Origin of the sequence: Paenibacillus sp. 2003 (genome assembly GCF_031455635.1) — a bacterium.
GTDB lineage: Bacteria > Bacillota > Bacilli > Paenibacillales > Paenibacillaceae > Paenibacillus > Paenibacillus amylolyticus_B.
This window is the reverse complement of sequence record NZ_JAVDTB010000001.1, coordinates 1,846,776-1,872,900: the sequence shown is the minus strand read 5'-3', so window position 1 is coordinate 1,872,900 and position 26,125 is coordinate 1,846,776. Positions and strand designations below refer to the sequence as shown.

Sequence of the window (26,125 nt, the reverse complement as noted above, 5' to 3'; positions counted from 1 at the left end):
GGTTGAGTTTTAGCTACTGTTATGATGGTTTCTATTCTTTGAACTACTGCCAATGATTTAATGCCCGAGTTTGTTCTTTCCGACAAAAGTGAGTATTCCGTACTGGGAAGTGTTTCTCCAGCTCTCATTGGTCGTATCATTCCATTTGGCTACGTTCTGTTTACCTCCGCCCTGATTGTCGTTAATTTGAAGATCGAAACCGAGAACATTTCCTGCTTTGGGCGTCAGTGAATGTAACTGGATTCGGGCTTCTACGAGATATCCTTTATTTGTTTTCTTCACAGCACTTACAAGGCGTCCGGGTGAGGCACCCCCTGCAAAGGTTCCTACATTGTCTGCACTGATTCTGAACTGGGCATCATCATATTGAAAATACGGTGTGCGCTGGTGATTCTCATCCAGGAAAATCTCAATCGAATCCTGATCCCATGGGTTGATGCTATCTGTGATGATGTTTGGATCAGTGACGTCAATCAGCAGATATAGATACTCCCCTGACCACATTGCGCGAGCCACTGCCTCTGCACCTTCGGTCTCATTCAACCTTTTTACTTCAAATGGAACAGCCTTATTCCATAGGGCGTCTTTCTTCCCATCAATCTGAACAATCCCTTGCACAGCTTGTGCAGATTTGGGCATAGGGGCAAGCTGAATCACGCCGTATTTGCTTGTATCTTGTTCCTGAGATTGTGTTCGATCATTCCAGTACAGTGGATTATAAGGTTGTGTCCCACTTGCACCGCCATCAGTCACACGGATATCCAAGCCAACTTCATATTCTGAATCGGCTTGGATACCATCCCATGGAATGGACAATTCAACCTGATATCCAGCTTTTGTCTCGCGTACACGATATGAACGCCGCTCCGCGCCCTCAGCTTTGCCTGACCGCTTGATGATTACATGTCGGTCATCTGCTTCATATGTGGAGGTCTTGCCATTATTGAGATCAACAAAGAGTTCTACTCTGTCATTCACATCTGACTTCGCATCCTGAACATCCACAAGGATATACAGGTTACTTTGATCCCATAAGGTTCTGAAACTGGCTGATCCCGAAGAGTCACCCTTCAGTGGAGTAGACACCGCTTTGTTCCAGAGCGGATCTTGTGACTGTTTTTTGATATCCGGTTTACCCGAAAGTGAGACGGCTCTCTGTGTCAACACAGGCAAGCTGGATTCATCCACGAGTCCCCAGTATGCTTTTTTGGCCTTCAGGGCTGAATCAAACAGCATCGCCTGGTTGTTGTAAGACTTCTCATCTTGGAGTCCCCATAAGGTAACTGAAGAAATGTGATCTTTGTGTTTTTTGTACAAATCCAACAGTTCCTTATATCGATACGCCTGTTTTACCGCAACTTCATCCGACATCTCTTCACCAAATGGAATTCCGCTATCCACATCCAGTTCCGTGATCTGAATATCCAATCCAAGTTCGACGAACATGTTGATCGTTTTTTCAATTTCCTCGATGGGCGGGGATTCCAGGTTATAGTGGGATTGCAAACCCACACCATCGATGAGTCCCTTCTCTTTCAGTCGTTTGACCAACTGAAACATATGCTCTCTTTTCTCAGGGATTTCCGTGAAGTATTCGTTGTAGTATAATTTGGCATCCGGATCGGCTGCACGAGCGAATTCATAGGTTTTTTCAATGTAATCCGGACCGATTAGTTCATAAAAGGGACTTTTACGTAAACCGTTGGCATCACCATTGCTATCCGCAATCGCCTCGTTTACCACATCCCAGGCATAGATCTTACCTTTGTATCGGGTCATGACGGTTTCGACATAATCCTGAATCCGGGCAAGCAGTAATTCTCGACTCGCAGGGTTACCCTGAGGATCCTTGAACATCCACTCTGCAGCATCAATATGCCACAACAACGCATGTGCGCGTACGCCCATACCATGCTCCTCAGCGAACTGAACATATTGATCGGCTGCCTCGAACTCATAAACACCTTCGGAAGGAGACATGTACTTCGGTTTCATCTCATAGGTTGCGGTCAAGCTGTTAAAATGCTTTGTGAGCAGTTGTCCGTATGCGCCTTCCAACTGCCAGCGATACACCGCTGCACCAATGGGGAAATCATCTTGATACAGGTCCTCCAGAGACAGAATCCCTGCTTCAATCTCCAGTTGCTCGGCCAGAGTAAATGATACATCATCCACATAGAACGATAACGTATCTACGCTATCTTCAGAGATGTAGGGTGTTTCGATGAACAAATTCAATTCAGTGGGATCATCGCTATACTGAAATTTTCCGGTGATCTTGTGCCATGTGTTCCATTCTGTTTTGGCAATCTTCACGCTACCGATCGGGTTCCAGCTTTCGGCCGTTGTTTTTTTATATGTGGTGAGCTGTAGTGTTTGATCCGTGGTGGGCTCCTGGGTAAGTCTTACATATGCCGTAATTTCATACTCTTGGTTACGCTCAAGCAGATCCTTCATGGATAACATCGGTCCATGGTAGGAACGATCACGGTTGGAAACTAGCATACTAGACTGGCCTTCGTGTGCTTCCTGCTGTGTCACTGTCAGATTTTCACTACCGACACGTGGAGTCCATCCTTGAAGTGTACCGTCTTCAAAGTTTGTGCTTAAATGACTTCCCTCCACTTCCGTAACTGCCTTGGCTGCATGTGAGACATTCGAAAATGGAAGCATGGCGAGTACCAGCACAAGAACCAAGGCTGTTATATTCCATTGACCTAACCGTTTCATACAATTCCTCCTCATGATTTGGTCTAAGTATTTCTGAACGGATTAACATCCAGATAAATAGATTATAGTTCTTTCGATAGCGCTTACATATAACAAATTCCCAATAATTATAATAAAAAGTTATCATTTGGTAATCTCATGTGAGCTTAGGAAGCTGGAGTTCGTTCGCGTGGAATATCAAAAAAGCCGCTACATATTTGCAAAAATAAAAGACCGTTTCCCGATAAAATACGAGAAAACGGTCATAGTTAAAAAGTATCTTTTTTCTGTTCACTAACAGGCATATTAACTTTGTTTTATAATCGTCCCTCGTCACCCTGTTCCTCCTGCACAATTCGTGCAATGTGAATCATCAAATATAATAATTCCTCGTTCGATATGGAGATATCCAGCATATTTTGCACGTAGGTTTTGATCATCTCCGCACACTTGTATTCAATCGGGTGCTCCTTCACCATGTGTTGAAATATAAAATCTTTCGCCGAATTGCCCAGACGCCCTTCTTGTAAACGCTGGATGAAGAATTGCAGATGTGTGACAAGTCTCACATAATGGATGGAATTTTTGTTCAATTGCATATCAAAGGTGTATTGAATCAGGTTAAAAATATCTTTTAACATCTTAACGGATTGCATCGTGCGCTCCATATTCTGTTCATGCGTTTGGGCATTCACAAAATGAAAAGCGATATTCCCTGCTTCTTCTTCCGGCAGTTCAATACCCAATTCTAGATTCAGCATCTGAACAGCTTCAAGGCCCAGTTCGAATTCGAGAGGATGAAACCTCTGGATCTCCCATAACATGCGATTCTGTAATGCTACACCTTTTTTCCATCGTTCAATGGCAAATGACAAGTGATCCATAAGCCTGAAGAAGATTTGATCGTCAAGAGACAGCTTTTCTTTTGCATTGGTAATCAGTTTGTTTATGACATTCACATGTTTTTCGGGCATGTTTTCGATGGTTCTTACGTAAGCCTGGGCAGACGGATTATTTTGCAGAATGAATCGTTTCTGGATATGCTCCTCATCGAGTCGCTCGCCGACTTTGCCTTTGAATGCCAAACCTTTTCCCATGACAATCATCTCTTGTCCCTGTTCATCTTTGGTCAGAAGCAAGCTGTTATTTAGTATTTTGATTACTCTCATGAATTCATCACGATCCTTTATTCTTTCGTGACCGCCTGATCCGAATTTCCGATACATCTGCCATTCTGTTTAATGACCTCTTGATACCACGAGAAGCTTTTCTTCTTCAAACGCTTCAAGTCTTTCAGATCCTGTTCACCGCGGTTTACATAGATCATTCCATAACGTTTCCCATACCCCTGATGTGTGCTTACCACGTCAATAACGGACCAAGGGCAATAACCAATCACATCTACTCCATCCGTTAGAGCCAGTTTGATCTGTTCCAGATGTTTCTCGATAAAATCAATCCGGTACGTATCGTTAATGGTGTGATCTGCCTCCAGTACATCTGGGGCTCCTATACCATTTTCCGTAATTAAAATCGGGAGACCATATCGTTCACATACCTTACGCAATGTCAGCCTTAGGCCAACCGGGTCAATGACCCAGCCATATTTCGTTTTTTCCGTATAAGGATTCTCCGCGGCCCGGTATACTCCCTGCTCGCCAAGCATAATTTGCTGATCCCCTGCACGAGCCGTAACATCCGACGCATCGCCCATACTGGCGGCAATGGTTGCCGTCGAGTAATAATTGATTGCTACCAGATCGGGGCGGCCAGACTGGATATCTTCCATGTCACCCTGCTCAATAACCGGCTCGATGCCACGTTCCTGTAAATAACTCCAGAATAATGGATTATACCGTCCCCACACTGATAAGTCGAGAAAACCCCATCCACGAATCGTCTCCCAGTTATGTGCAGCGATTGCATCTGCTGGTCTGGAGGTTGCCTGGTACATGGAAGTCATGTTCAATGCAGGCCCGATTTTGCCTTGTGGTAGCATAACATGAAATAGTCGCATCGTTCTGCCTTGAGCCACAAACATATGATGATTTTGCTGATACAATTCCTTACTGGAAGGCAGACGTCCGCCTTTTGGTGTACCAATAGCACCTGGATGGAGAATCATCGTATTTTGCTCATTAATGGTCAACCAATATTTCACTTTATGCCCGTATTGCTCAAACAAGATACGCCCGTACTCGACAAAGGCATCGATCGTCCCCCGGTTGTTCCATCCTCCGTTTTTCTCAAGCTCGTAGGGCAGGTCAAAATGGTACATGGTCACAATAGGCTCAATGTTATGGAGCAGCAATTCGTCAATCAATTGGTGATAAAACTGGAGTCCCTTCTCATTAACAGCCCCTGTGCCTGAAGACAAGATTCGAGTCCATGCAATTGAAAAACGATATGCTTTGAGGCCCAGCTCTGCAAAAAGCTTCACGTCTTCTCTGAATCGGTGATAGTGATCACTAGCAACTGTGAAATCGGCGGTTCCAGCCGGATGATCACACATATCGATGACGGACAGGCCTTTGCCATCTTCGTTCCAGGCTCCCTCCACTTGATAGGCCGAGGTAGAGCCTCCCCACAGAAATTCATTGGGGAATGGTTTGATGTGTTGATATAACATCTCAAACACTCCTTCATTTTAATGTTGATTAAGATATATGACGGACCGTATTACGGTTGTTACGAAAGGTGGATAATGGTTGCTCCAACCTCAACAGGACTCTGCTTCTCCAGCTTAATATCCGGGAAACGATCCGAATTGGCGATAATAATCGGGGTTATGACTTCGTAGCCTTCCGCCTTGATGGCTTCGATATCAAAGCTGATCAACAAGTCCCCCCGTTGTACGCGATCCCCTACTTTAATGGAAGAGTCGAAATGTCTCCCCTTCAGGTTGACGGTATCCACTCCAATATGAATGAGCACCTCTTCTCCATCATAACCATTTAATTTGACCGCATGTTTGGAGTCCATGAAAGCCGTAACTTCTCCTGTGATCGGTGCATACAGTTCTCCTTTGGCAGGAATGATGGCAGCGCCTTTACCCAGTAATCCCAAAGAGAAGACATCGTCTGGTACACGGTCTAGATGGACTAATTCCCCTTGCATCGGGCTGGCGATTGTAAGTGGGCGTAATTCATTTTGGCGTGGTACATTTGCATTTGTTTTTGCAGCAGACTTAGTGTCTGGGCTGTTGTCTAGAACAGGCTGCCCGGAAAGTGTCTTGTCATCGTTAACGTTGCTATTGCCTTCTTCTTCATCATCCACTGGATCCTCAAAACCAATAATCCATGTCAGAGCAAAGGTAACAACAAAAGCGATCAGACAAGTCACAATGGCATGAACGATGTTCATCGGATTGCTTCCAATGAAGGCAGGTAACGCGGCAAGACCCGGAGAAACGAAGGCATAACGTACTAATCCAGTCAGACCAGCATATATCCCTGCTACACCACCACCAATCATTGCGGCAATTAAGGGTTTCTTCAGTTTCAGCGTTACACCGTACAAGGATGGTTCCGTGATGCCCAGCACAGCGGTGAAACCGGATGAAGCAGCGAGCTGTTTGAGTTTTTTGTTTTTCGTTTTTAATGCTACAGCAAGCGTGGCCCCACCTTGAGCAATATTGGACGCGAGCATTCCCGGACCGTTGATCATTTCATATCCATTTTTGGTTAGTTGGCTAGTTGCAATCGGCGTCATGGCCCATGCGGTACCTGTTACGATCAGGAATGGTTGCAAAGTTCCCATTAACAAAGGAATCAGCCAACTGGCTCTGGCATTAATCGCTTCTGCACCCATCGCAACCAGATCATTCAGGTACGTTCCGAAAGGCCCGATCGCCACCAATGCAAGTGGTGCTGTAATCAATAGTACAATCATTGGTTTCGTGAAAAATTTGATCATTGAAGGCGATACCCGATCCGCGAAACGTTCAATATAGGACATGAGCCAAACGACGATAATAATCGGCAGCACGGAGCCCGCGTAATCGGTTAGTCGAACTGGAACACCGATGAAAAACACGTCTTTTCCTTCCGCCATCAGGGCGCTCCATCCCGGGTGTAACAACACGCCGGCAACTGTCATCGCCAGAATTGGACTTGTTTCAAACTTAATGGAAGCTCCATAAGCCAGCAGAATAGGCATGAAATAAAAAGCCGCGTCCGCAATGGTATTAAGGATATAGTAGTTTTGGCTTTCCGTCGTTACGAGACCTGTCAGCACAAGTACGGCTAATATCGCTTTGATCATACCCGCGCCAATGATTGCCGGAATGACCGGAGTAAATGTCGTTGAGATCACGCTGATGAATCTGGAAATCCAGCTCTGTTTTTGCTTTGGTCCGTTATTTTTGCCAGAATCCGATTTGGATTCCGCACTTCGGGTAGCCGAACCCATCTGCTGAGTAATAACTCGGTAGACCTGCTGCACCTCATTGCCCACAACAACCTGGTATTGTCCACCATTGTTCACAACGGTAATGACTCCTGGGAGTGCTTTAAGTTTTTCTGTCTCTGCTTTGGAGATGTCGTGCAGTTCGAACCGCAGTCGGGTTGCGCAGTGCGTAAGCCGAGCGATGTTATATTTCTTTCCAACCAATTCCGTAATCTCTTGTCCCAACTTGCGATAATCCATACCATTGCCTCATTTCTGAATTTGGATATAAAAAAAGACCAAAACGATATGCTTTCCCCTACTCACATAAGGAAAATGCAAAATCATTTTGGTCATGCCTGCTTTACCAGTAACAGCCAAACACTGCTAATATTCAATTCGTTATCGATGTAAACGTTTACTGGATCATAATATCACACAATAAATTAGTTAGCAATCACTTTATTCGACATTTTTCTGCAATTTAATTTGCTTGATTCGATTTGATTATTAGCAGCCTTCTATAGGCTTCCACCCATTCCCCTTCTCAATTGCCTACATACAATACATTAGACTAATGAACAGGAGTGATGTGATATGACATTTTTACCTCCTTTTGGACCTGGTGGAGGGTTCGGCGGACCTGGGGGTCCCGGAGGACCCGGTGGAATTCCTGGTCCACCATCGTTCCCCGGGGGTGGAGGCGGCGGACCACAAGGCGTGCAGGCACCTACTGGGCCGCCACCATCATTCATTCCACAGCAACCCGCTTCGTTATATGCGGTAGATCCAAGAGCCATATCCGGCTGTCTGTTTCGCTACACATATATTTGGCCGGATCGTGGTCCCGGCTTCTGGATGTACCCGGTATTTGTAGGTAGAAATTCGGTGGCTGGCTTCCGTTGGAATGGCTTCTTCTGGCTATACACCGGCATTGATCTGCAACGAATCAGCTCGTTTAGCTGTTTCTAGAAGTAAATCCCCCTGTATGCGGATTAATCCACATACAGGGGGATTTAGATTTATGGAAAATTCACTTTGTCTAAAGCAACTTAATCAGCTCTTCTAGCTCATCAACCAAACTCTTTGCAAGTTCAAAATTGGTATCTTTTAACGCCAATTCAATTTTCATTTCAACAGACTTTTTCTTTTGTTCATTTTCTAGATAGTTTTCATCAAAATGACTCGCATAAATCATCTGTCTAAATTCTTCTATACTCATTTTACTAATCGTTTTGTCCTCGATAATTAAAACATAATCCATACCATTTACAACAGAATAGAAATCATGAGAAATCATGATAATCGCACCTTTGTAGTCTTCAATGGCTTTCTCCAATGCGATTTGTGTATAGATGTCTAAATGGCTTGTCGGTTCATCTAGGAGCAATACGTTGGCATGACTGGCAGAAACTTTAGCCAATTGAAGCATGTTTTTTTCTCCGCCAGATAACGATTCAATCTTTTGATCAAGGATTTCTCCTTCAAAGCCATAGTTTGGAAGATACGATCTAATTTCATCATACGTTTGAAAGCCGGAATCAATGAATTCATTTAGTATGGTATTCGAATCTTTTAACATTTCGCCTTGAACCTGAGATAAATAGGCCACTTTAACCTCAGCATTTATTTCAATGGAATCCTGATTGTTTTTAAAGATTTCTCGGAGTAAAGTCGTTTTCCCGGTACCGTTTGGACCGATCAGAGCTACTTTATCTGTTGATTTGATCTCAAAGTTCACATTTTCCAAAAGCAACTCGTCAAAGGAAACGCTATAGTTATTTACGTTAACCACAACGGTGTCTTCCATTTCCTTATCGATCCCAAAACGGATATTCGGCTGTTTGATATCGACAAATGGTTCTTTTATTCGACGTGCTTCCAATCTCTCTTGAAACTTGACTCTGGCTTTTAACGCTCTGCCTCTCGAGGCTTCCGAATTATATGTGGCGATCTCTCTAAGATTGTCGATGATGTGATCGTATCTCTCAATTTCTTCAGCTTCGGCAACCGTGATTTCTTGCAGTTCGATCTTAGACTGAAGCAGTGAGAAGTTATAATCGATATATCGTCCGTCAAACTCCTGGAGCTCTGTGTTTTCGAGGTGTATGATTTTGTTGAAACAATGATTCAACAGATAACGGTTGTGCGTAACGACCAGCAGCATTCCCTTGTGGGAGTTAATCAATTTTTTAAGCGCGTTCAGGTTTTCAAAGTCTAAAAATACATCGGGTTCGTCCATAATCATGAAGTCTGGACGATTCAGCATTTCCTTCATCACTTGAATAAGTTTGAATTCCCCGCCGCTTATGGCGGATATACTAAGATCTTTGAGCTTCATGAGGTTGGCAAGGTTTAACTGTTTATTGATGTTTTTTTCGAAATTGTCCCCATCCATCGCTTCGAAGGCATCCAAAGCCAATTGAAGCTTTTCCATCAGGGAATCCATATCCGATGTGGTGGCCATCTCCGCATAAATCGCTGTAATTTCATCTTGTATCTTGATGAATTCTTCTGCGATATATTCAAAAACGGTCATTTCTTTTGTTTTATCTACTTGCAAAAACTGACTCACATACCCGATTCTGCAATCGGGGTCTATCTCTAACTTGCCCTCGAACAAATATCGTTCCGGATCCATCAGGATATCGATCAATGTACTTTTTCCACTGCCGCTTGTTCCGATAAAAGCACACTGTTGTGCCTCTTCAAACGTAAATGAAATGTTTTTATATAGTTCCTTTTGTGGAAATGAGAAGGATAAGTTTTCAACTTTTATCATAGTGTTACCTTTCTTTATAACTAAATTGGTGGCTAGTATTGAATATATTGTCGAACACAGACTTTTAGAGTAACACTGTTTACCACCAAGTACAATCGATTTTTAGCCCTTACCCTCACTTCGAAATTTGAACACGTTGCTTTCCTAGTGATTAGAGGGATGGATTTTATGAATAAGTAATATTCCATCATACTGATCGCGAGGGATCATCTTTTCGTCTAAAACTCCCCATGCTTTGGCAATTCGAGGTGTATACATCCACTCCGTTGTTGGACTTAACTCCTTGTCCTTCATATTGATGAACCGGGCTGGGCCCATTTCAGTTCCTGTAATATCTTCAAGACTACCTTTTTCATGAGGCAGGACTTGCTCTTCCTCTCCATTGTTTTTATAGGCGCTTCCTTCATATGCATACAAACCTATAACATAACCAGCTTGTTTGAGTGAGTATGGAAGCATCTCACCCATGGTTGGGTATGGACTATTATCATAATCGTACCCGTTATGCTCTTTGATCATTGTGGAATTATTCTTACGTATATGATAATTGTGTCCCCATAATATAATTTTTTCCTCAGGATAAACCGTTTCTGCAAGCCATTCTACATTATCCGCCATCACGCGATCTCGTTCATAACTTCCCAATTTTAAATGCTTCTCGGGGTCTACTCCTGCTAGCAGATTTACAATATGAGGATGGTAGTTATCCAGCATGTCTAACCTATTTTGTAAAACACGATCTACCAGAGATATCAGGTTGAGTTGCTCATACTGAGTCCTACTTAATTCAACGTTGTTGTCCCTTACAAACTTTTGGAGAGCAATGTACTTTTCTTTAATTTTCTTCTTTTGAATATTAAAATCTTCTACTTTGTTAACCATGTTAAGCTTTAAATACCAGCGTTCAGTTTGTGCAAATGCTGTAGCTTTATTCTTGTCGACCTTAGCAAACCACGACTCAACGAATTTAATAAAAGACTCTGACGTGCCTTGTGAATCAAAACCAGTTAATATAAGCGGATGATCTGTGTTGCTTTGTTGTGCAATGTATTCAAATAAAGGCAAGTTCTCTTCAACCTGCCACACGCCATAGACGGAGCTTTTCATCAATTCCTCTGGCGTTGTATTATGTATTTGAGCATATGCGGCAGCAGTATCGGCTAGATTGGATTCAAATGCAATGACACCATATCCCAGTTCTTCATGCAAAAATTTTACAAGTCTTACTTTCATTGAATTGTATTCTGACGTTCCATGCGATGCTTCTCCCAAGCTAACGATTCGTTTATCCGTTAAAATAGACTTTAAAAACATCAAATCAGAGTACTGGTCATTTTTTTCTGCGTTAATGGGTGTAATCGTATTTGCATTTGAGCGAACGCTTTCTTTCCAAATTAAATCTGAAGATATCGTATTCTTCTTGTCTACTAATGTTGATCCAGACATATATGCCACCGGACCAATGGATATCACACTGAAACTGCACAACACTGTAGACACTAACACTTTTTTAACCAACTGATTCATTAGGCTGACACTCCTCTGTTTTTATGTATATCAGCTTAACATCTGGAGTTTAAAACCAATCCACGTTGCGTTTAAGATTTGTTTAATAATATATCAAGTACTATGGGCTTTAGCTCTATAACGTTCAGTAGATGAATACAAAAAAATCGTCTGCATAGCTCAAAGTGAGATAAAATAATTGAAGTAATAACACAAATGACCGTGGCAACCTAAAATTCCAAAAAGACTAAGTAATACACACAACCGTATTTGCTTGAAGCGCTCTGAACCCTTGAGACAGGAAGTGTAGCGCAAAATTTATCCCACTGCGCTGTTTTGTCGCTTTGAATGCTCATTACCGCCATCATTCCAAATGAGATCCCTCCAGGCGTTATCGCTTCTCGTTTGTTCAATACGATCACTCTTATTCTATGATTACTTCATAAAACACTACTGACATACTGTTGTCAGTAGTGTATTTGTATAGTTGGAGTAAGCAATTGTAAAGGAGTAGGAGTAAATGCGAATTGTTTTTGGTCCAAAATGTATTACTTATTATAGGAAGGATGATATCTCGTGAATTTTGCTTCTGTGCGTATCATTACTGATGACGTGAATCGTCTCGTCGCGTTCTATGAGAAAATTACGGGTGTTTCAGCAGAACGCCCTGCACCTGTCTTTGCCGAACTTGTTATGCCATCGTGCACTCTAGCGATCGGCCACTCCCAGACGGTGCAACTGTTTGGCGCTGGTTCTGCTGTGGCGGCCAACAATCGTACTGTCATTATTGAGTTCCACGTCCACGATGTGGATGCCGAATACGAGCGCTTGAAGTCGTTTGTCGATGAGTGGGTAAAGGAACCTACCACAATGCCGTGGGGGAATCGTGCTGTGCTGTTTCGCGATCCTGACGGTAATCTGGTTAATCTCTTCACGCCGGTGACCGAGGAAGCAATCCAACGGTTCAATGGTAGGCTATAAAGGACAGTTGAAATGAGTAAGGCGATTTTTCATTAATTTTTATGACCAGCAGAAAGAGACCATAGCGATGAGCTATAGTCTCTTCATTTTTGTCCAAAGTGGAAGAAGTATTTTAACGAGAAATTAGCAGAAGACACCCTTCTCATTTCCTACCATAGGGAGGCATGCTTTCTAACGATCTCAATAAATGCAATTACCCAGCGGGCCCATTAGGGAAAGCCTCTTTTTCTCCCAACAGGTAGCTCATTATAATGCAAAATATATTGAATCCTATGGAACAGATGGCAAGGTGGCATGCATACTAACTGCCTTTAAATATACTATCCTATGCCACTATAGGACGTAGATTCAATGTCAACGTTTCTTGATGCAAGACGAACTTCTACATTCGGTTTGAGGCACTGGCACCACAAATAATCACATTCTCCGGCGACGATTTTAATATCACTTTTGCGTTTGTAACCTTGTGGTGGCTTGATGCTGGTAGTTTTTTTATCTTATATTGCACAAATTTTGATATGTTCTCACTTTTACACGTTAGTTTATAATCTACGTATATGTATATACAAATTTAGTGTTAGTCTTCATTTCCCCCTTCAATATTACGATAAATAGTATGGGGTTATACGAATACCCATATTTACTTTATTACATCCAAGGGGGAACCGTACGTGAGACAGACTCGCAAAAAAAAGATGGATTTAAGATTCAAACTGTATTTGATTATTCTGGTTCCGCTACTGGCCATGGGCGGTCTAATCATATGGGCCACCATCGACTCCAGTGAAAATGCATCATTAATGACCATGCAGCATAACAATCAGCAGCTGGCTGTGAATACCGCCTCTCAACTAGGTCAGGAATCGGAATTAATTAAGACATTATCTTCTACTGCTTCAGAGGAGAGCAACGAATATAAACGTCTTAGGGACGAACTCGTTAAAGTTAGGCTTCAATCGGGAGCCTTGTATGTTTATATGTATAACAAAACTTCGGACGGGTGGTTCTACACCGTAGATGGAGCGAATTGGGACGATACGGAATATAGCCCTTACGGGACTGCAATGGAATTTAATCCCCAGATTCAGGAACGCTTGTTACGCGGTGAAGTCGTCACAACAGGCATTGTAGATGATCCAACTTGGGGACAGCTATTGTCCTCCTTTACACCAATCAAGGATTCGCAAGGCGTTGTTATTGGCTATCTGGGCATTGATATTTCTGCTGGAGCAGTGAATCAAGTCTCCGCGACATCCGTGAATAATGCTTATCAGACCATTATCCCGATTTTTGTGGTTGTACTGATTCTTTCTTTGGTCATGATGTTATTCGTAGTACGAGGTATTCTTAGACAAGTACGCGATATTAAGTCAAGCCTCGAGCAGGTTGCTGATGGGAATCTCAAAGTCGTATCCACACATATGACCAATGATCAACTCGGTGACATCAGTGATTTGATTAACATCATGGTTGCCCAATTGACGAACATTCTGATGGGAATACAGCAAGGTTCAAATACATTACAGCAGTCATCAAAAGATATTTCGGAAACCGCTCAGACAAACCAGCGTCAGAGCGAAGAACTTTCCAGAGCGATTGAGGAAATTGCCATAGGTTCAATGAAACAGGCTGAAGAGACAGAACACTCCGTCCAGCATTCAGAGAATCTGAGCAAAATAATGGATGAAGTAGGTTCATATGTGAAACAGTTTACTTATACTTCAGAGCAGCTATCTTCTGTTCAAGTACAAGTTACACGTGAACATGAGGTTCTACTTGAGAAGGGCCGAGAGAATGCCAAGCGTGTTGAGCATCAACAGGATATTTCCAGGTCTCTGACGACTCAATCCGAACTCGCTTCCTCTATTAGCGGTCAAATTCACAACATTTTAAAACAAACTCAAATACTATCCCTGAATGCTTCAATTGAAGCAGCCCGAGCTGGAGAAGCGGGTAAAGGCTTTGCAGTCGTTGCAGGTGAAATGGGACAGCTCGCTCAACAATCCGAACGTTCGATCCAGGAGATTGATGAGATCCTGGGTTCATTTGTTCAAGAGATACATCGGATGGGCAGTCATTTTGATGCGAATATGGTAGCTGTTAAGGAACAGGAGAAACAGATCGCTGATTGCCTCCAGGCATTTGGACAGGTTAGCCGCTTATCAACCGAAGTGCATGAGTTGGCTCAGAGTTTAGACAGCCGGACGATGGATATGCACTCTATTCGTCAGGAGCTGGAACAAAACCTCAGTTATATTGCTTCCGCAACCGAGGAAACTTCAGCCATGGCCGAAGAAGTCACGGCTAGTGCTGTGGAACAGCAACGGTCGGCAAGCGAACTGTCGAACATCTCCGGGGAACTCGCCGGTCTTGCAGGCAACCTCAAATCATATTCCGATCAATTTCAGATCGAAGTCACTAAATAAGTTCCCAATCTCATTAAGGGTATTATTAGATGACAACTTAGAATCGCCGGAAACATAACTTTCTTGGAGCGTTAATGTTTTCGGAGGACTCAGGGTTATAATCAGCACATAGAATGACCGTGTTCTTGTTCTGTGTCACGTTGACTTATTAACGATTCCTCATTTATAATTCGGACATTAAGGGCTTGGCAGACATGGCTTACCATGGATGCCTGGGATATCGATCTTTAACAAACTCAACAGTGAAAGATGTGAATGCATTATGGTTAAAGAGAAATTATATTACGGTAAAGATATCGAGGTTATGTTTAATTCGGATGTCTGCATTCATTCCGGTATTTGCGTAAAAGGTCTCCCTGCTGTTTTTGATTTAAGCAAGCGTCCTTGGGTTGATCCTGATGGTGACACTTCGGAGGCCATTGCCCGGCATATTGACACATGTCCAAGCGGAGCTTTGACGTATAAGCTTCTGGACGGTGAATATTCAACAAAGAAAGAGGATGAACATGCATAACGTAGAACATGAACCTGCCAATAAAAGATTCCTTATTCAAGATAACGGTGACATTGCTGCGGTGATGACCTATGTAATCTCGAGTCCAGAGCTATACATAATTGATCACACTTTGGTGGAAAATGCTTACCGAGGACAAGGGCTTGGCGATGAACTTATCAAAGCTATGGTGGAATACGCGCGGGAAAACGGTATTAAGATTTTACCTTTATGCCCGTTTGCCAAGGGACGTTTCGAACGTATCTCTGAATACGCGGATGTTCTCCATCAATAAAACGAATATTCGCAGCTGATTTCATGTGGTTACACAACAATAAAAGGCGTCTATATCATTTTCTGAATGATATAGGCGCCTTTTTCCTTTTCCGTATCCTACTCTACTTTACTTTACTTTATTGCTTAATCCAACAATGGTTTCAAACGGTCGCAACACCAGTGGCAGTAAACTTTTCTCATAGTTGGTAAGCCAGATCTCTGAAAAGTTGAGGCCAAGCTCATTTTCCTCAAGCTCCACCATGTGTTCAGAAAGATTGATTACTACCAGCACCTGTTCGTCTGCCAGTGTACGTGTATATGCATATACACTCGGATGATCCGGCAAAAAAAGCTCATAAATACCATAAGTCAACGTATCGTGCTCTTTTCGCAGCTGAATCATTTGTTTATAAAATTGAAGAATAGAACGTGGCTCCTGGAGTTGTTTCTCTACATTAATATTGATGTAATTGTCATTCACTTTTAGCCATGGCGTACCGCTGGTAAACCCGGCCTCTTTGGCCGAAGACCATTGCATCGGCGTTCTGGAATTATCGCGACTCGAAGCCCAGATGATGTTCATGATCTCCTCATGCGACATCCCCTCTTCGCGTTTGATCTGATATAAATTCCGATCGGCTATGTCGTTATAATCCGCAATGGAAGTGAAAGCCACATTTGTCATGCCTATCTCTTGCCCCTGGTAGATGAATGGGGTGCCTTGCATGAAAAAGTACATGGCTCCAAGTGCAGTGGCACTTTCATACCAATACTCCGTATCATTTCCCCAAGTTGAGACTTTACGGGGCTGATCATGATTTTCTATAAACAAAGCATTCCAGCCGACGCCTTCCAGTGATTTTTGCCACTTGGTCAAGACGTTTTTCAATTTGGGAACATCCAGTTGCCTGTCTGTACTGTTTTTCCAGAGGTCCAGGTGTTCGAATTGAAAGACCATATTAAATTTCCCTCTGACTTCACAGATCCAATCCAGCAGATCTTCTTGGTCCTCAACCTTAACTCCATTTGCTTCCCCAACAGTCACGACGTCATATCTGGATAATGTATTCTCTTTCATTTCTTGCAGATAACTCTGGATTCCCTTGACATTCATATGCTTTTCAAAAGAAGAGATATACTTGACGCCTTCTCGGATAGGCATATCCAAGAGGCCCTCTTCTTTGTGAATATGGCTGATTGCATCCACACGGAAACCATCAATCCCTTTATCCAGCCACCAATTCATCATTTCATATATGGATTTCCGAACTTCTTTATTTGCCCAATTCAAATCCGGTTGTTTTTTGGAGAACAGATGGAGATAGTACTGTCCGGAGACTTCATCATATTCCCAAGCAGAACCGCCAAAGATGCTCTCCCAGTTGTTCGGTTCGTCCCCATTCTTCCCATCTCTCCAGATGTACCAATCTCGTTTGGGATTATCCAGTGAAGCTCTGGATTCAATAAACCACGGGTGTTCGTCACTTGTATGATTGATCACCAAGTCCATAATGAGTTTCATGCCGCGGTGATGCACTTCATGCAGTAATTGATCAAAGTCCGCCATCGTGCCGAATTCATCCATAATGGAACAGTAATCGCTGATGTCATAACCATTATCATCGTTAGGTGACTTATACATCGGACAGATCCATATCAGATCAATACCGAGATCTTGAATATAATCCAGTTTGGATATGATCCCCTTGATGTCACCAACCCCATCTCCGTTGGAATCCATAAAACTTCTCGGATAGATTTGATAAGCTACTGCTTCTTTCCACCATACTCTTTTCATTGAATACAATCCTTCTTTCTTGAGAACTGAACATTATATAACGTATTATGCTTTAATCATGGATAAGGTACATTCTGGCTTCATATGGACGTAATTCGCTCTCCGAGAGTTCACCTGTATAGTTAGCTATCAAAAGCTGATAGTACCCTGTTAATTGCTCCTGAAGCGGAAGCTCCGTCGTATACCCCTGGAAATTGCACACCACCAAAATCGTAGTACCATTCAGCGTTCGGGTATATGCAAACACGTCTGGGTTCTCTGGAAAGATCAGCTCATAATCACCATATACAATGACTCCATGATCTTTTCGTAATTGAATTAACTTCCGGTAATAATGGAATATGGATTCGGGATTATTCAAACTTTCCTCGGCATGGATATGCTTATAATTTGGATTCACCTTAATCCAAGGTTCCCCTTGTGTAAAACCCGCGTTATCGGAAGTATCCCATTGCATAGGTGTGCGTGCATTATCACGTCCCTTGGCGTAGATCGACTCCATCACGCTTTGTTCAGGATAACCTCTCCCCATTCTTTCCTTATAAAAGTTGAGCAATTCAATATCCCGATAATCCTCGATCGCATATTGAACATTCGTCATACCCAACTCTTCACCTTGATATATGTAAGGCGTACCTTGCATGCCATGAAGAAGGGTAGCCAACATTTTAGCCGATTCAACTCTGAATTCTCCATCATTCCCCCAACGCGATACGATTCGAGGCAAGTCATGGTTGTTCCAGAACAGACTGTTCCAGGCATCACCCTTGAGCTCCGTTTGCCACTTGGACAGCACTTTTTTTAATGCCATCACATCCAAAGGTTTAAGATCCCACTTTCCTTTGCCTTCTTGTTCATCCAAACTGATGTGTTCAAATTGGAAGACCATTGAAAACTCACTGCCGTCTGGATTGCTGTACAGCTTGGCGATTTCCGGAGTGGCGCCCCATGTTTCTCCAACCGTTAGCAGGTCTTCCGCTTTTTGAAACGTCTCCTTGCTCAGTTCCCTGATATATTGATGCAGATTGGGTCCATTTCCCGTAATCTTCAAATCCGGTTCTTTACCGATTAAGTCGATCACGTCAAGTCGAAAACCACCCACACCCTTGTCGATCCACCAATTGATCATGTTGTATATTTCCTGCCGGACTTTGGGGTTTTCCCAGTTGAGATCTGGCTGTTTGACGGAAAATAGATGCAAATAATATTGCCCGATCTCAGGCACCCATTCCCAAGCTGAACCACCAAAGGTGGACCCCAAGTCGTTCGGAGGTGCTCCTTCCACGCCATCTCTCCAGACGTAGTAGTCATGGTATGGATTGTCTTTGCCTTTTTTGGCTTCTTGGAACCAGGGGTGTTCATCCGAGGTATGGTTCAACACCAAATCCATGATGATTCGAATGTCACGTTTCTTGGCTTCAAGAATTAACGTTTCCATATCTTCCAAAGACCCAAACATCGGATCAATGTCCTGATAATCTGAAATATCATATCCGTAATCATCTTGAGGAGACTTGCAAACGGGTGATAACCAGATCGCACCAATGCCGAGTTGCTGCAAATAATCCAATCGGGACACAATGCCCTTCAAGTCGCCAATTCCATCACCGTTACGATCTTGAAAGCTGCGTGGATATATTTGATATACAACGGTTTCTTTCCACCATTTTTTATTTTCCATGTTCCATTCAACCTTTCTAAGGTTATTCTTTGACCGATCCTACGACAATGCCAGTCACAAAGTATTTTTGCAGCAGCGGATAAATCAGCAATAGCGGGATAACAGCAACTACGATTTTGGCTGCGTTCAGGTTTTTGTTCGAAATTTCAGTCAGGTTGCTGAGTTCATTGGAATTGGTGCCGGCTTGAAGCAAATCGGCAATATTCACGTTAAGGGACTGAATATAGGTCATTAGCGGGTAATTGCTAACTTTGGTCATATAGATTAAACCGTTGAAGAAGTCATTCCATGTCCCCACAATACTGAACAAGGCAACTGTCGCCAGCGCAGGAATGGACACAGGGACATATACTTTAAACAAGACCTGCAGCGGATTCGCCCCATCGATAAACGCGGCTTCTTCAAGCGCTTTAGGTACAGCGGAGAAGAAATTCATCACGAGAATGACACTGAATATGGGGACAGCGCCTGGCAGAACGAGTGCCCATATCGTATTCAGCATGTCCAGGTTTTTGATCAGCAGGTAACTCGGAATCATGCCTCCGCTAAACAACATGGCAAAAATCATGATATTCATATAAATGTTTCTGCCTTTGAAATCCCTCTTCGATTTGGATAGCGGATAAGCCATTAAAATAATCAAAATCATGTTAAGCACAAGGGTAAGCGCGACACGTAGAACAGATATGCCAAAGGAACGCCAGAACTGTGCATCATCAATAATTTTGGTATAAGCCGCTGTTGTAAAATTGACCGGAACGAGACCTACTGCATTTGCGGATACCGCCTCGCTGCTGCTGAATGAAATGGCGACGATATTCCATAACGGAAGAAGGCAGACCAATGCCAGCATGATGACGATGGCATAGATGACAAACCGGCCAATTCGATCTTTGAAGTTTGCAGAATAGGACACAGGTTTGGCCTCCTTAGAATATTTTTCGGTCCGTATATTTTTTGGCCAACTGGTTGGCAGACAAGAGCAACACAATACCGATTACGGACTTGAACAAACCAACAGCTGTACCGAAGCTATACTGTCGTCCAACGAGACCGATCCGATAGACATAGGTATCCAGAATGTCGCCTGACTCATAGACAACCGGGTTATACAGATTATAGACTTGATCGAAACCGGCGCTCAAAATGTTGGTCAAGCTCATTACGCCCATGAGCAGAATAATAGGCAGCATGCCTGGCAATGTAATATGCCATACTTTTCTCCACCAACTGGCTCCATCCATTCCTGCTGCTTCATACAGACCGGGATCAATCGACGTAATCGCAGCAAGATAGACGATGGAACTGTAACCAAACTCTTTCCATACGTCTGTACCGATAATCAGTGGCTGGAACCAGGTGTTGCTGCCAAGGAAATTAATATTTTCGAGGCCAAAGAAAGCCAACATTTGATTCACAATACCATCTAGACTGAACATGTTGACAACGACCGATGCCAGTACAACCCAGGATAGAAAGTGCGGCAGATAAACGATCGTCTGCACCGATTTTTTAACGTATTTGACACGAATTTCATTTAACAAAACGGAAAAAATGATGGCCATCATCGTTCCAAGCAAAATCTTGCCAATCGCTATCACCAACGTATTGCTGACGACCTGCGCGATATCCGGCAGCTTGAACATATAAGTGAAATGTTTCAACCCTACAAATTCAGAGCCAAACATGCCTTTGGCCGGTATATAGTCCTGAAAAGCCGTAATGATACCGACCATTGGAACATAGCTGAATACCAGCAAAAACAAAATGCCTGGTAGCATCATCATATGGTACATGGCACCTGGGCCAAGCCGGCCTCTCGCTTTCAATTTCCCCTGTTTCATGGATGAACCCCTTTCCTTGAAGAAAGGCTGCTTATCGCAGCCCTGCTACTGTGCATGGATATTATTGTTTGGATGCGATCTCATCTTCAATTTCCTGAATGACTTGATCACCGCCTTGTTTTTTCCAGTTATTCACGAATGTATCGAAGTAATCCAAAGGTTCTGAACCCGTTATAATTTTGATAAACGATTCCTGCTCCAACTTCGTCAGATTGGCCCACGTCTGTTTCATGCTTGGTGTAGTGCCAGAGAAAGCAGGTGTCATCCAGACAAATTTGTTTTCCTGAGTCAGTTTGTCGATTAGTCCCACTCCGTTGATCCGCGAATGATATTTTGACCAAGCAGTCACATCATCCGTATCCATGTCACTCAAATAGGTTTTGATGCTTCCGATATTGTTTTTCGATTCGGTTGTGCGAACCTCATCCAGGCCGATCTCTCCTTTAATCCCGCGAACAACGTCAGAGTAATCATCCAGCAGCGATGTAGCCGAATTGACTTCGATATTAAAAGGTCTCGTAGATCCGTCTACCCCGGTCTCCTGATATTTGGCAGCTTCCGGCATGGTTGTTGCGGCATCTTTATCATTGGCCAGTTTATCGTAGAACAGGTTAAGAATCTTAACGGCCAGTTCAGGGTGTTCATATCCTTTTCTCACCACGATAAACTGATTGGATGGATTGGCATGCGCCACGTTGACCTTGCCGTTTGCATCTTCCAGCGTATAAGCCGAGAATTTCGCATTTTTATCCATCTGTTTTGCACTGATCAGTCCCCAGTCAGGGATATGCCACGGTCCAAAGGCAATACCGCTTTGGCCATTGGCGTAGAGTGCGGTAATATCGTCAAACGTGCGGGTTCCAAATTGCGGGTCGATGATACCATTCTTGAACCAATCCGCCATGATGCCCAGCATCTGCTTCGTTTCTTCTGTCGTGGAACCATACACGATTTTGCCGTCTTCACCATTCATCCAATATTGCGGGAAGGCTCCCTCGGTTGAGGCCACACCCAGCATCGTATAAGCAGAGCCATTATAATCTGTTGTATTCATCGTGTTCACAAATGGAATACCTACCGGGTTTCCGGATTGGCCAGGGTCTCTTTCTAGGAATTCCTGTGCCGTTTTCTCCACTTCATCCAGTGAAAGGGCGCCGTCACCGTCTGCATCCAGTTGAATCCCCAGTAGATCCAGCCAATCTTGACGGACCCAAACCATCGTTGGTGCGGAATCCAGAGAAGTCGCCGGGAGGCCCATCAAACGTCCGTCAATCGTCGCATTTTCTAATGCACGGCCATCATAGGAATCGTATATCTGCTTGATATTATCCGTAGCATATTGATCATAAATGGTTGTCAGATCCTCAATCAGATCATTATCCACCAGCTCTTTCAATTCATCTTTGGAATCAACACGCATCATGTCTGGCAATTCCCCGGATGCGATGGCGAGCGAAACCTGACGGCTATAATCTTCGCCATTGGCTTCAAATTGATCTGTAATCTGAGCGTTAAACGTGTCTTTGACCAGCCGAGTATATGCGTTGTTCTCATAGGTATCACCAGCCGGCAGTTTTGGGTTGGCTGTGGTTACCCGTCCCATGGTTACGGTTATTTCGTCTTTATAGGCACTAAACGGATCTCCTGGCGTTACCTCATATTTGCCTGCTTCCTCTGCAGTAGGAGGATTGGAAGAGTCTCCACATGCCGCTAGGGCTGCAACCATCAAGGCGGACATGGACAGCACGGCCAGACGCTTTGTCACCCGTTTGCTTTTAATAGACCATTTTGTTCTCATCTAGTTCGATTCCCCTTTATCTGATGTTTAATATATTTGTTTGCGCTTTCATTATAAAATGAAGTGAAGGCCAATCGAGATAGGGATCACACGTCCATTTGGATAGAGAAATGGTTACAGTTTTCAGTCTGTATTATGAAGTATGGTTAACTTGTGATCATTTACCCTACCTACTGACCAACATTCGTCTATCTACTTCTATTCTCGATCAAAAACAAAAGCCGGCAGCTCCTAAAACAGGAAGCTGTCGGCTATTTATTTCCTCTACCTAGCTGCCGATATTCGCTTGGCAGAAGACCTGTCAGTTCGCGGAAAATCCGGCTGAAATATTTTTCATCCGTATAACCTACTCGCTCCGCAATCCAGAAAATCGTATTATTCGTACTGAGCAAGTACTCTTTGGATTTCTCTACCCGGATGAAGCGGGAGTACTCATTAAAGGTTTTCCCCATCAGATCTTTGAAACATTGACTGAAATAACTTCGGCTGATGTTGAGTTGTTGGGAGAGACCTGAAGCTGTATAGGCCTGCTCCAAATCATGCTGCACGATCATCACTGCTTTTTTCACGGCATCGATGATTTCCTGTGAATATGAAGTCTGTTCATCAGCCTTTCGAATGCTTGCAGCAGTCTGTTTGATCCATTCTTCAACCTCGTACCAAGACTCGAAAGAATGGATCATCGAGATTCTTCCAAGCGTAGTTTGGGCAAAAATACGGTTCCACTCCATTACGATCGAGTACAGCAATCCCATCAACTGACCTTTATGTAATCGTAATGATTTGAACTGGTCAACAAGTTGGTTGTAGTAACTATCGTGGTGGGTCCATGGTGTTTGGAACCAAGTTTGCTTAATTCGATCAAGGTCCTCATCCTGCGGTTCTTTTGAAAATGTATCTTCCTCATTCATGGAAATGGTAATGACTTGGTTATTGGGATTGTACGCATAGAATAAAGTCGTCTCTGTATAATTCCTAATCCAGTTCTTGATTTGCGACCATGTTCGCTCTTGTACATCAGACAAAACCAACAACGTACTATGGGGAACTTGATGCAGGCCTTCCTTCAATTGATGAAAAAGTTGATCCTCTTTGGACGGGGGTGCAGCCCACATGCAGCTATTACGCTCAACCTCCCACCTTATCAGATCTTCATGCGCAGTTAACTCTCTTGGCCACTTCTGCTCTGATTTACGATCCTGTGAAACAAGTGCATACACATTTGGATAATGGACATTGATTTCATCCTGCGATGGCATCTTTCTTGTCGTGTTTGTCAACCCGCTAATTCGGGTATGTATTCGATCCAGAACATGTTCGAATTGCTCTTTCTCCAGCTGCACTTTGGCTATATAATCGATGGCTCCAAGTCTTAGCGCTTCCTGGATATAATCGAAATCCTGATGCAGTGTTAACACAACGATATGAAGTTCCGGATAGAGCTGCCTCGCAGCTCGCATCAGTTCGATCCCTGACATGACGGGCATCGCAAGATCCGTTAACATCAGATCGACCGGTTGGGTTTTCAGGAAATCCAGCGCTTTCGCCCCGTTGCTGGCCTCTCCTACAACCTCCATGTTGAACTCGTTCCATGGCATCGCAGAGCTAATGCCTTTGCGTACCAACTTATCATCATCTACAATCAATACCTTAATCATGCCGAGATATCTTCTCCTTTAATAGGCAATACAAGCAGTATCCTTGTGCCTGTTCCCAATTCACTCTCAATCACCAGTTGTGCTTGGTCCCCGTACTGTGCTTTCAACATGCGGTGAACGTAATTGAGTCCGATGCCCATCCCTACTTTTTGTTGTTCAGCTTCACGATTGTTCAGCAGATTATGAATGGTATCCTCAGTCATACCTGCACCATTATCTTGTATCATAATGTTCAACGTTGAAGTGCATGTCACTTCAATCTGAATAAAACCTTCGTCACTCAATCCATGATATAACGAATTTTCAACCAGCGGTTGCAGAATGAAGCGGGGCACAGGAATTTGAAGCACTTGTTCATCTGCAGTAATACGGACGTCAAATTCAAAATCATAGCGAATTTGCTGCAAAATCAGATACTGTCTTAGGGCATCGAGCTCCTCTTCCATGGTGGATACTTGCCCTAATTTGCCCAAATTGTAATACAGTAGCTTGTTTAATGACTGCACCAGCTTGTCGATCTCTCCTTGTCCGTTCATGACGGCCAGCCAGTGCACCGTATCGAGCGTATTCATCAGAAAGTGCGGGTTGATCTGATAGAGCAGTTTTTCCACTTCCAGGTCTGCACGTATCTTCTCTTTCTGCTGAACTTCCTTGAAGAGGTCACCAATCTGATGCTGCATATTCGAAAATTCACCCAACAGAAAATCAAATTCAGGAATCTGAGTGCGAGCTCGGTTCCCTTTCGTTTGTGGATTTTTGGACATCCCATTGATCTCCGAATGGAACAGACCGAGTGGTTTGTAGACCATCTTCCACAGGAGCCAAGCGAGAAACACGGTAAAGCCGAGGAAAAATAAAGCGACCAGCAAAATTTGAAGCAACCACTGGTTTTTCTCCTGTTGATATTGAGACTGCGAAATGACCGATACGACACTCCATTTCTGTGAGGAATCCTCCTTGAACCAGTGATACCCGCGGGATATCCCGTCCTTGGCAGGATCTACTGTTAAGCTGGAGAAATTCTCCCCTACCTTCATGGCTTCCGGTATTTCGCTGTACACAATGTTGCCTTCACCATCCAGGATGAGATGAGATAATGCGCCGTTGTATTGATTGTAGCCCAAGATATCCTGTGTGAGGCGAAAGCCTGATTCTACGTAAATGAACACGTCGTTCCTCTCGGAAAGTTGTACTTTACGCATAGCAGACAGAACAAGTTGATCATCAAATCGGTTCATACTCATATGGGGGCCATAGTACTTAATGCCATAGGTTTGGAAGAGCACAGGCAGAGACTCAGGAGAGAAACGATCCTTAATTGGAAAGTTTCCGAACTGAGTAGTACCTTCTTTTTCAAAGTAATATAACGTCAGTCCGATGTTGGGATTGGTAAATGTGACCACACTTAACTCGCTCTTTAATTCGTCCCTGGCCTCAATTAATTCGAAGATATCAGAGGACGGATTCAAGAATTCATCCATGCTTTTGCCTAAAGTACCCCTGTAAGATAATTGTTGCGTAACATGATTCAGATTGGTGATGGAGTTCTCAAATGAGGATGTCACCTGTTGTAAATTGCTACGGATGCCATCATCGATCTTATTTGCGAAAATGGAGTCGATCGTATAATAAGAAATCGCAAATATACTGATAAAGGGGATAAACGCACTGAGAAAGAACAGTAAAAAGATTCTTTTTTTAAGTGTCATGGGAACTTATTCTCCTTCTGAAAATGAAACAGCAAGCCTCCTGCGTATGGAAGCTTGCTCCAAGTCCAATTTCCTTTC

Annotated in this window: 18 protein-coding genes; 5 read left to right on the top strand and 13 right to left on the bottom strand. The window is 43.4% G+C overall.

Annotation, left to right across the window (positions count from 1 at the left end):
* Positions 1–57: 57 nt before the first annotated feature.
* The 4 genes from J2X75_RS08230 to J2X75_RS08215 form a co-directional block, all read right to left on the bottom strand.
* A complete protein-coding gene (locus J2X75_RS08230; protein WP_310335644.1) occupies positions 58–2,730 on the bottom strand; it encodes an endo-1,4-beta-xylanase in 2,673 nt (890 codons plus the stop codon).
* Positions 2,731–3,026: 296 nt separating this feature from the next.
* Positions 3,027–3,878 carry a PRD domain-containing protein gene (locus tag J2X75_RS08225; protein ID WP_310335642.1) on the bottom strand — a complete coding sequence of 284 codons (852 nt, stop codon included), beginning with the start codon at positions 3,876–3,878 and terminating at the stop codon, positions 3,027–3,029.
* 17 nt (positions 3,879–3,895) lie between these two features.
* Positions 3,896–5,338 carry a glycoside hydrolase family 1 protein gene (locus tag J2X75_RS08220; protein WP_310335641.1) on the bottom strand — a complete coding sequence of 481 codons (1,443 nt, stop codon included), beginning with the start codon at positions 5,336–5,338 and terminating at the stop codon, positions 3,896–3,898.
* Between the two features lie 59 nt (positions 5,339–5,397).
* On the bottom strand, positions 5,398–7,356 hold the full coding sequence (locus J2X75_RS08215) for a beta-glucoside-specific PTS transporter subunit IIABC (protein ID WP_310335639.1): 1,959 nt from the start codon (positions 7,354–7,356) through the stop codon (positions 5,398–5,400).
* A 336-nt stretch (positions 7,357–7,692) separates the two neighbouring features.
* Here J2X75_RS08215 and J2X75_RS08210 point away from each other — a divergent pair, with 336 nt between their 5' ends.
* Entirely contained in the window at positions 7,693–8,067 is a 375-nt protein-coding gene (locus tag J2X75_RS08210) for a collagen-like protein (RefSeq protein ID WP_310335638.1), read from the top strand.
* 70 nt (positions 8,068–8,137) lie between these two features.
* Here J2X75_RS08210 and J2X75_RS08205 read toward each other — a convergent pair whose 3' ends face one another.
* Both J2X75_RS08205 and J2X75_RS08200 read right to left on the bottom strand, forming a co-directional pair.
* Positions 8,138–9,877, bottom strand: coding sequence for an ABC-F family ATP-binding cassette domain-containing protein (locus tag J2X75_RS08205; protein WP_310335636.1), 1,740 nt, complete (start codon positions 9,875–9,877; stop codon positions 8,138–8,140).
* Between the two features lie 144 nt (positions 9,878–10,021).
* Complete coding sequence (locus J2X75_RS08200; RefSeq protein WP_310335635.1) at positions 10,022–11,404, bottom strand: erythromycin esterase family protein; 1,383 nt, start codon at positions 11,402–11,404, stop codon at positions 10,022–10,024.
* Positions 11,405–11,959: 555 nt separating this feature from the next.
* Between J2X75_RS08200 and J2X75_RS08195 the strand changes: the two genes are divergently transcribed.
* The 4 genes from J2X75_RS08195 to J2X75_RS08180 all read left to right on the top strand — a co-directional run bounded on the left by J2X75_RS08195 (position 11,960) and on the right by J2X75_RS08180 (position 15,578).
* Complete coding sequence (locus tag J2X75_RS08195) at positions 11,960–12,364, top strand: VOC family protein (protein ID WP_310335633.1); 405 nt, start codon at positions 11,960–11,962, stop codon at positions 12,362–12,364.
* 671 nt (positions 12,365–13,035) lie between these two features.
* Positions 13,036–14,790: a methyl-accepting chemotaxis protein gene (locus J2X75_RS08190; RefSeq protein ID WP_310335632.1), complete on the top strand. Its 1,755-nt coding sequence runs from the start codon at positions 13,036–13,038 to the stop codon at positions 14,788–14,790.
* A 262-nt stretch (positions 14,791–15,052) separates the two neighbouring features.
* Positions 15,053–15,304, top strand: a complete 252-nt coding sequence (locus tag J2X75_RS08185; protein ID WP_036616061.1) for a (4Fe-4S)-binding protein — start codon at positions 15,053–15,055, stop codon at positions 15,302–15,304.
* On the top strand, positions 15,297–15,578 hold the full coding sequence (locus J2X75_RS08180; RefSeq protein ID WP_036615433.1) for a GNAT family N-acetyltransferase: 282 nt from the start codon (positions 15,297–15,299) through the stop codon (positions 15,576–15,578). Before J2X75_RS08185 ends, J2X75_RS08180 begins: the two co-directional genes overlap by 8 nt.
* A gap of 108 nt (positions 15,579–15,686) precedes the next feature.
* Here the strand turns inward: J2X75_RS08180 and J2X75_RS08175 are convergent, their stop codons facing one another.
* The 7 genes from J2X75_RS08175 to J2X75_RS08145 all read right to left on the bottom strand — a co-directional run bounded on the left by J2X75_RS08175 (position 15,687) and on the right by J2X75_RS08145 (position 26,047).
* Positions 15,687–17,357 carry a glycoside hydrolase family 13 protein gene (locus J2X75_RS08175; protein ID WP_310335627.1) on the bottom strand — a complete coding sequence of 557 codons (1,671 nt, stop codon included), beginning with the start codon at positions 17,355–17,357 and terminating at the stop codon, positions 15,687–15,689.
* Between the two features lie 52 nt (positions 17,358–17,409).
* Complete coding sequence (locus tag J2X75_RS08170) at positions 17,410–19,038, bottom strand: glycoside hydrolase family 13 protein (protein WP_310335625.1); 1,629 nt, start codon at positions 19,036–19,038, stop codon at positions 17,410–17,412.
* A gap of 22 nt (positions 19,039–19,060) precedes the next feature.
* Positions 19,061–19,954 carry a carbohydrate ABC transporter permease gene (locus J2X75_RS08165; protein WP_310335623.1) on the bottom strand — a complete coding sequence of 298 codons (894 nt, stop codon included), beginning with the start codon at positions 19,952–19,954 and terminating at the stop codon, positions 19,061–19,063.
* 13 nt (positions 19,955–19,967) lie between these two features.
* Positions 19,968–20,882, bottom strand: coding sequence for an ABC transporter permease (locus J2X75_RS08160; protein WP_091020977.1), 915 nt, complete (start codon positions 20,880–20,882; stop codon positions 19,968–19,970).
* 61 nt (positions 20,883–20,943) lie between these two features.
* A complete protein-coding gene (locus J2X75_RS08155; protein ID WP_310335620.1) occupies positions 20,944–22,680 on the bottom strand; it encodes an extracellular solute-binding protein in 1,737 nt (578 codons plus the stop codon).
* 251 nt (positions 22,681–22,931) lie between these two features.
* Entirely contained in the window at positions 22,932–24,338 is a 1,407-nt protein-coding gene (locus tag J2X75_RS08150) for a response regulator transcription factor (RefSeq protein ID WP_310335618.1), read from the bottom strand.
* Positions 24,335–26,047, bottom strand: coding sequence for a sensor histidine kinase (locus tag J2X75_RS08145; RefSeq protein ID WP_310335617.1), 1,713 nt, complete (start codon positions 26,045–26,047; stop codon positions 24,335–24,337). The genes J2X75_RS08150 and J2X75_RS08145 overlap by 4 nt, the downstream gene beginning before the upstream one ends.
* Between the last annotated feature and the right edge of the window lie 78 nt (positions 26,048–26,125).

Excerpts from the sequence above, each read along its gene's own strand:
- J2X75_RS08230 (WP_310335644.1), bottom strand. The coding sequence starts at position 2,730 with ATGAAACGGTTAGGTCAATGGAATATAACAGCCTTGGTTCTTGTGCTG.
- J2X75_RS08225 (WP_310335642.1), bottom strand. The coding sequence starts at position 3,878 with ATGAGAGTAATCAAAATACTAAATAACAGCTTGCTTCTGACCAAAGAT.
- J2X75_RS08220 (WP_310335641.1), bottom strand. The coding sequence starts at position 5,338 with ATGTTATATCAACACATCAAACCATTCCCCAATGAATTTCTGTGGGGA.
- J2X75_RS08215 (WP_310335639.1), bottom strand. The coding sequence starts at position 7,356 with ATGGATTATCGCAAGTTGGGACAAGAGATTACGGAATTGGTTGGAAAG.
- J2X75_RS08210 (WP_310335638.1), top strand. The coding sequence starts at position 7,693 with ATGACATTTTTACCTCCTTTTGGACCTGGTGGAGGGTTCGGCGGACCT.
- J2X75_RS08205 (WP_310335636.1), bottom strand. The coding sequence starts at position 9,877 with ATGATAAAAGTTGAAAACTTATCCTTCTCATTTCCACAAAAGGAACTA.
- J2X75_RS08200 (WP_310335635.1), bottom strand. The coding sequence starts at position 11,404 with ATGAATCAGTTGGTTAAAAAAGTGTTAGTGTCTACAGTGTTGTGCAGT.
- J2X75_RS08185 (WP_036616061.1), top strand. The coding sequence starts at position 15,053 with ATGGTTAAAGAGAAATTATATTACGGTAAAGATATCGAGGTTATGTTT.
- J2X75_RS08180 (WP_036615433.1), top strand. The coding sequence starts at position 15,297 with ATGCATAACGTAGAACATGAACCTGCCAATAAAAGATTCCTTATTCAA.
- J2X75_RS08175 (WP_310335627.1), bottom strand. The coding sequence starts at position 17,357 with ATGAAAAGAGTATGGTGGAAAGAAGCAGTAGCTTATCAAATCTATCCG.
- J2X75_RS08170 (WP_310335625.1), bottom strand. The coding sequence starts at position 19,038 with ATGGAAAATAAAAAATGGTGGAAAGAAACCGTTGTATATCAAATATAT.
- J2X75_RS08160 (WP_091020977.1), bottom strand. The coding sequence starts at position 20,882 with ATGAAACAGGGGAAATTGAAAGCGAGAGGCCGGCTTGGCCCAGGTGCC.
- J2X75_RS08155 (WP_310335620.1), bottom strand. The coding sequence starts at position 22,680 with ATGAGAACAAAATGGTCTATTAAAAGCAAACGGGTGACAAAGCGTCTG.
- J2X75_RS08150 (WP_310335618.1), bottom strand. The coding sequence starts at position 24,338 with ATGATTAAGGTATTGATTGTAGATGATGATAAGTTGGTACGCAAAGGC.
- J2X75_RS08145 (WP_310335617.1), bottom strand. The coding sequence starts at position 26,047 with ATGACACTTAAAAAAAGAATCTTTTTACTGTTCTTTCTCAGTGCGTTT.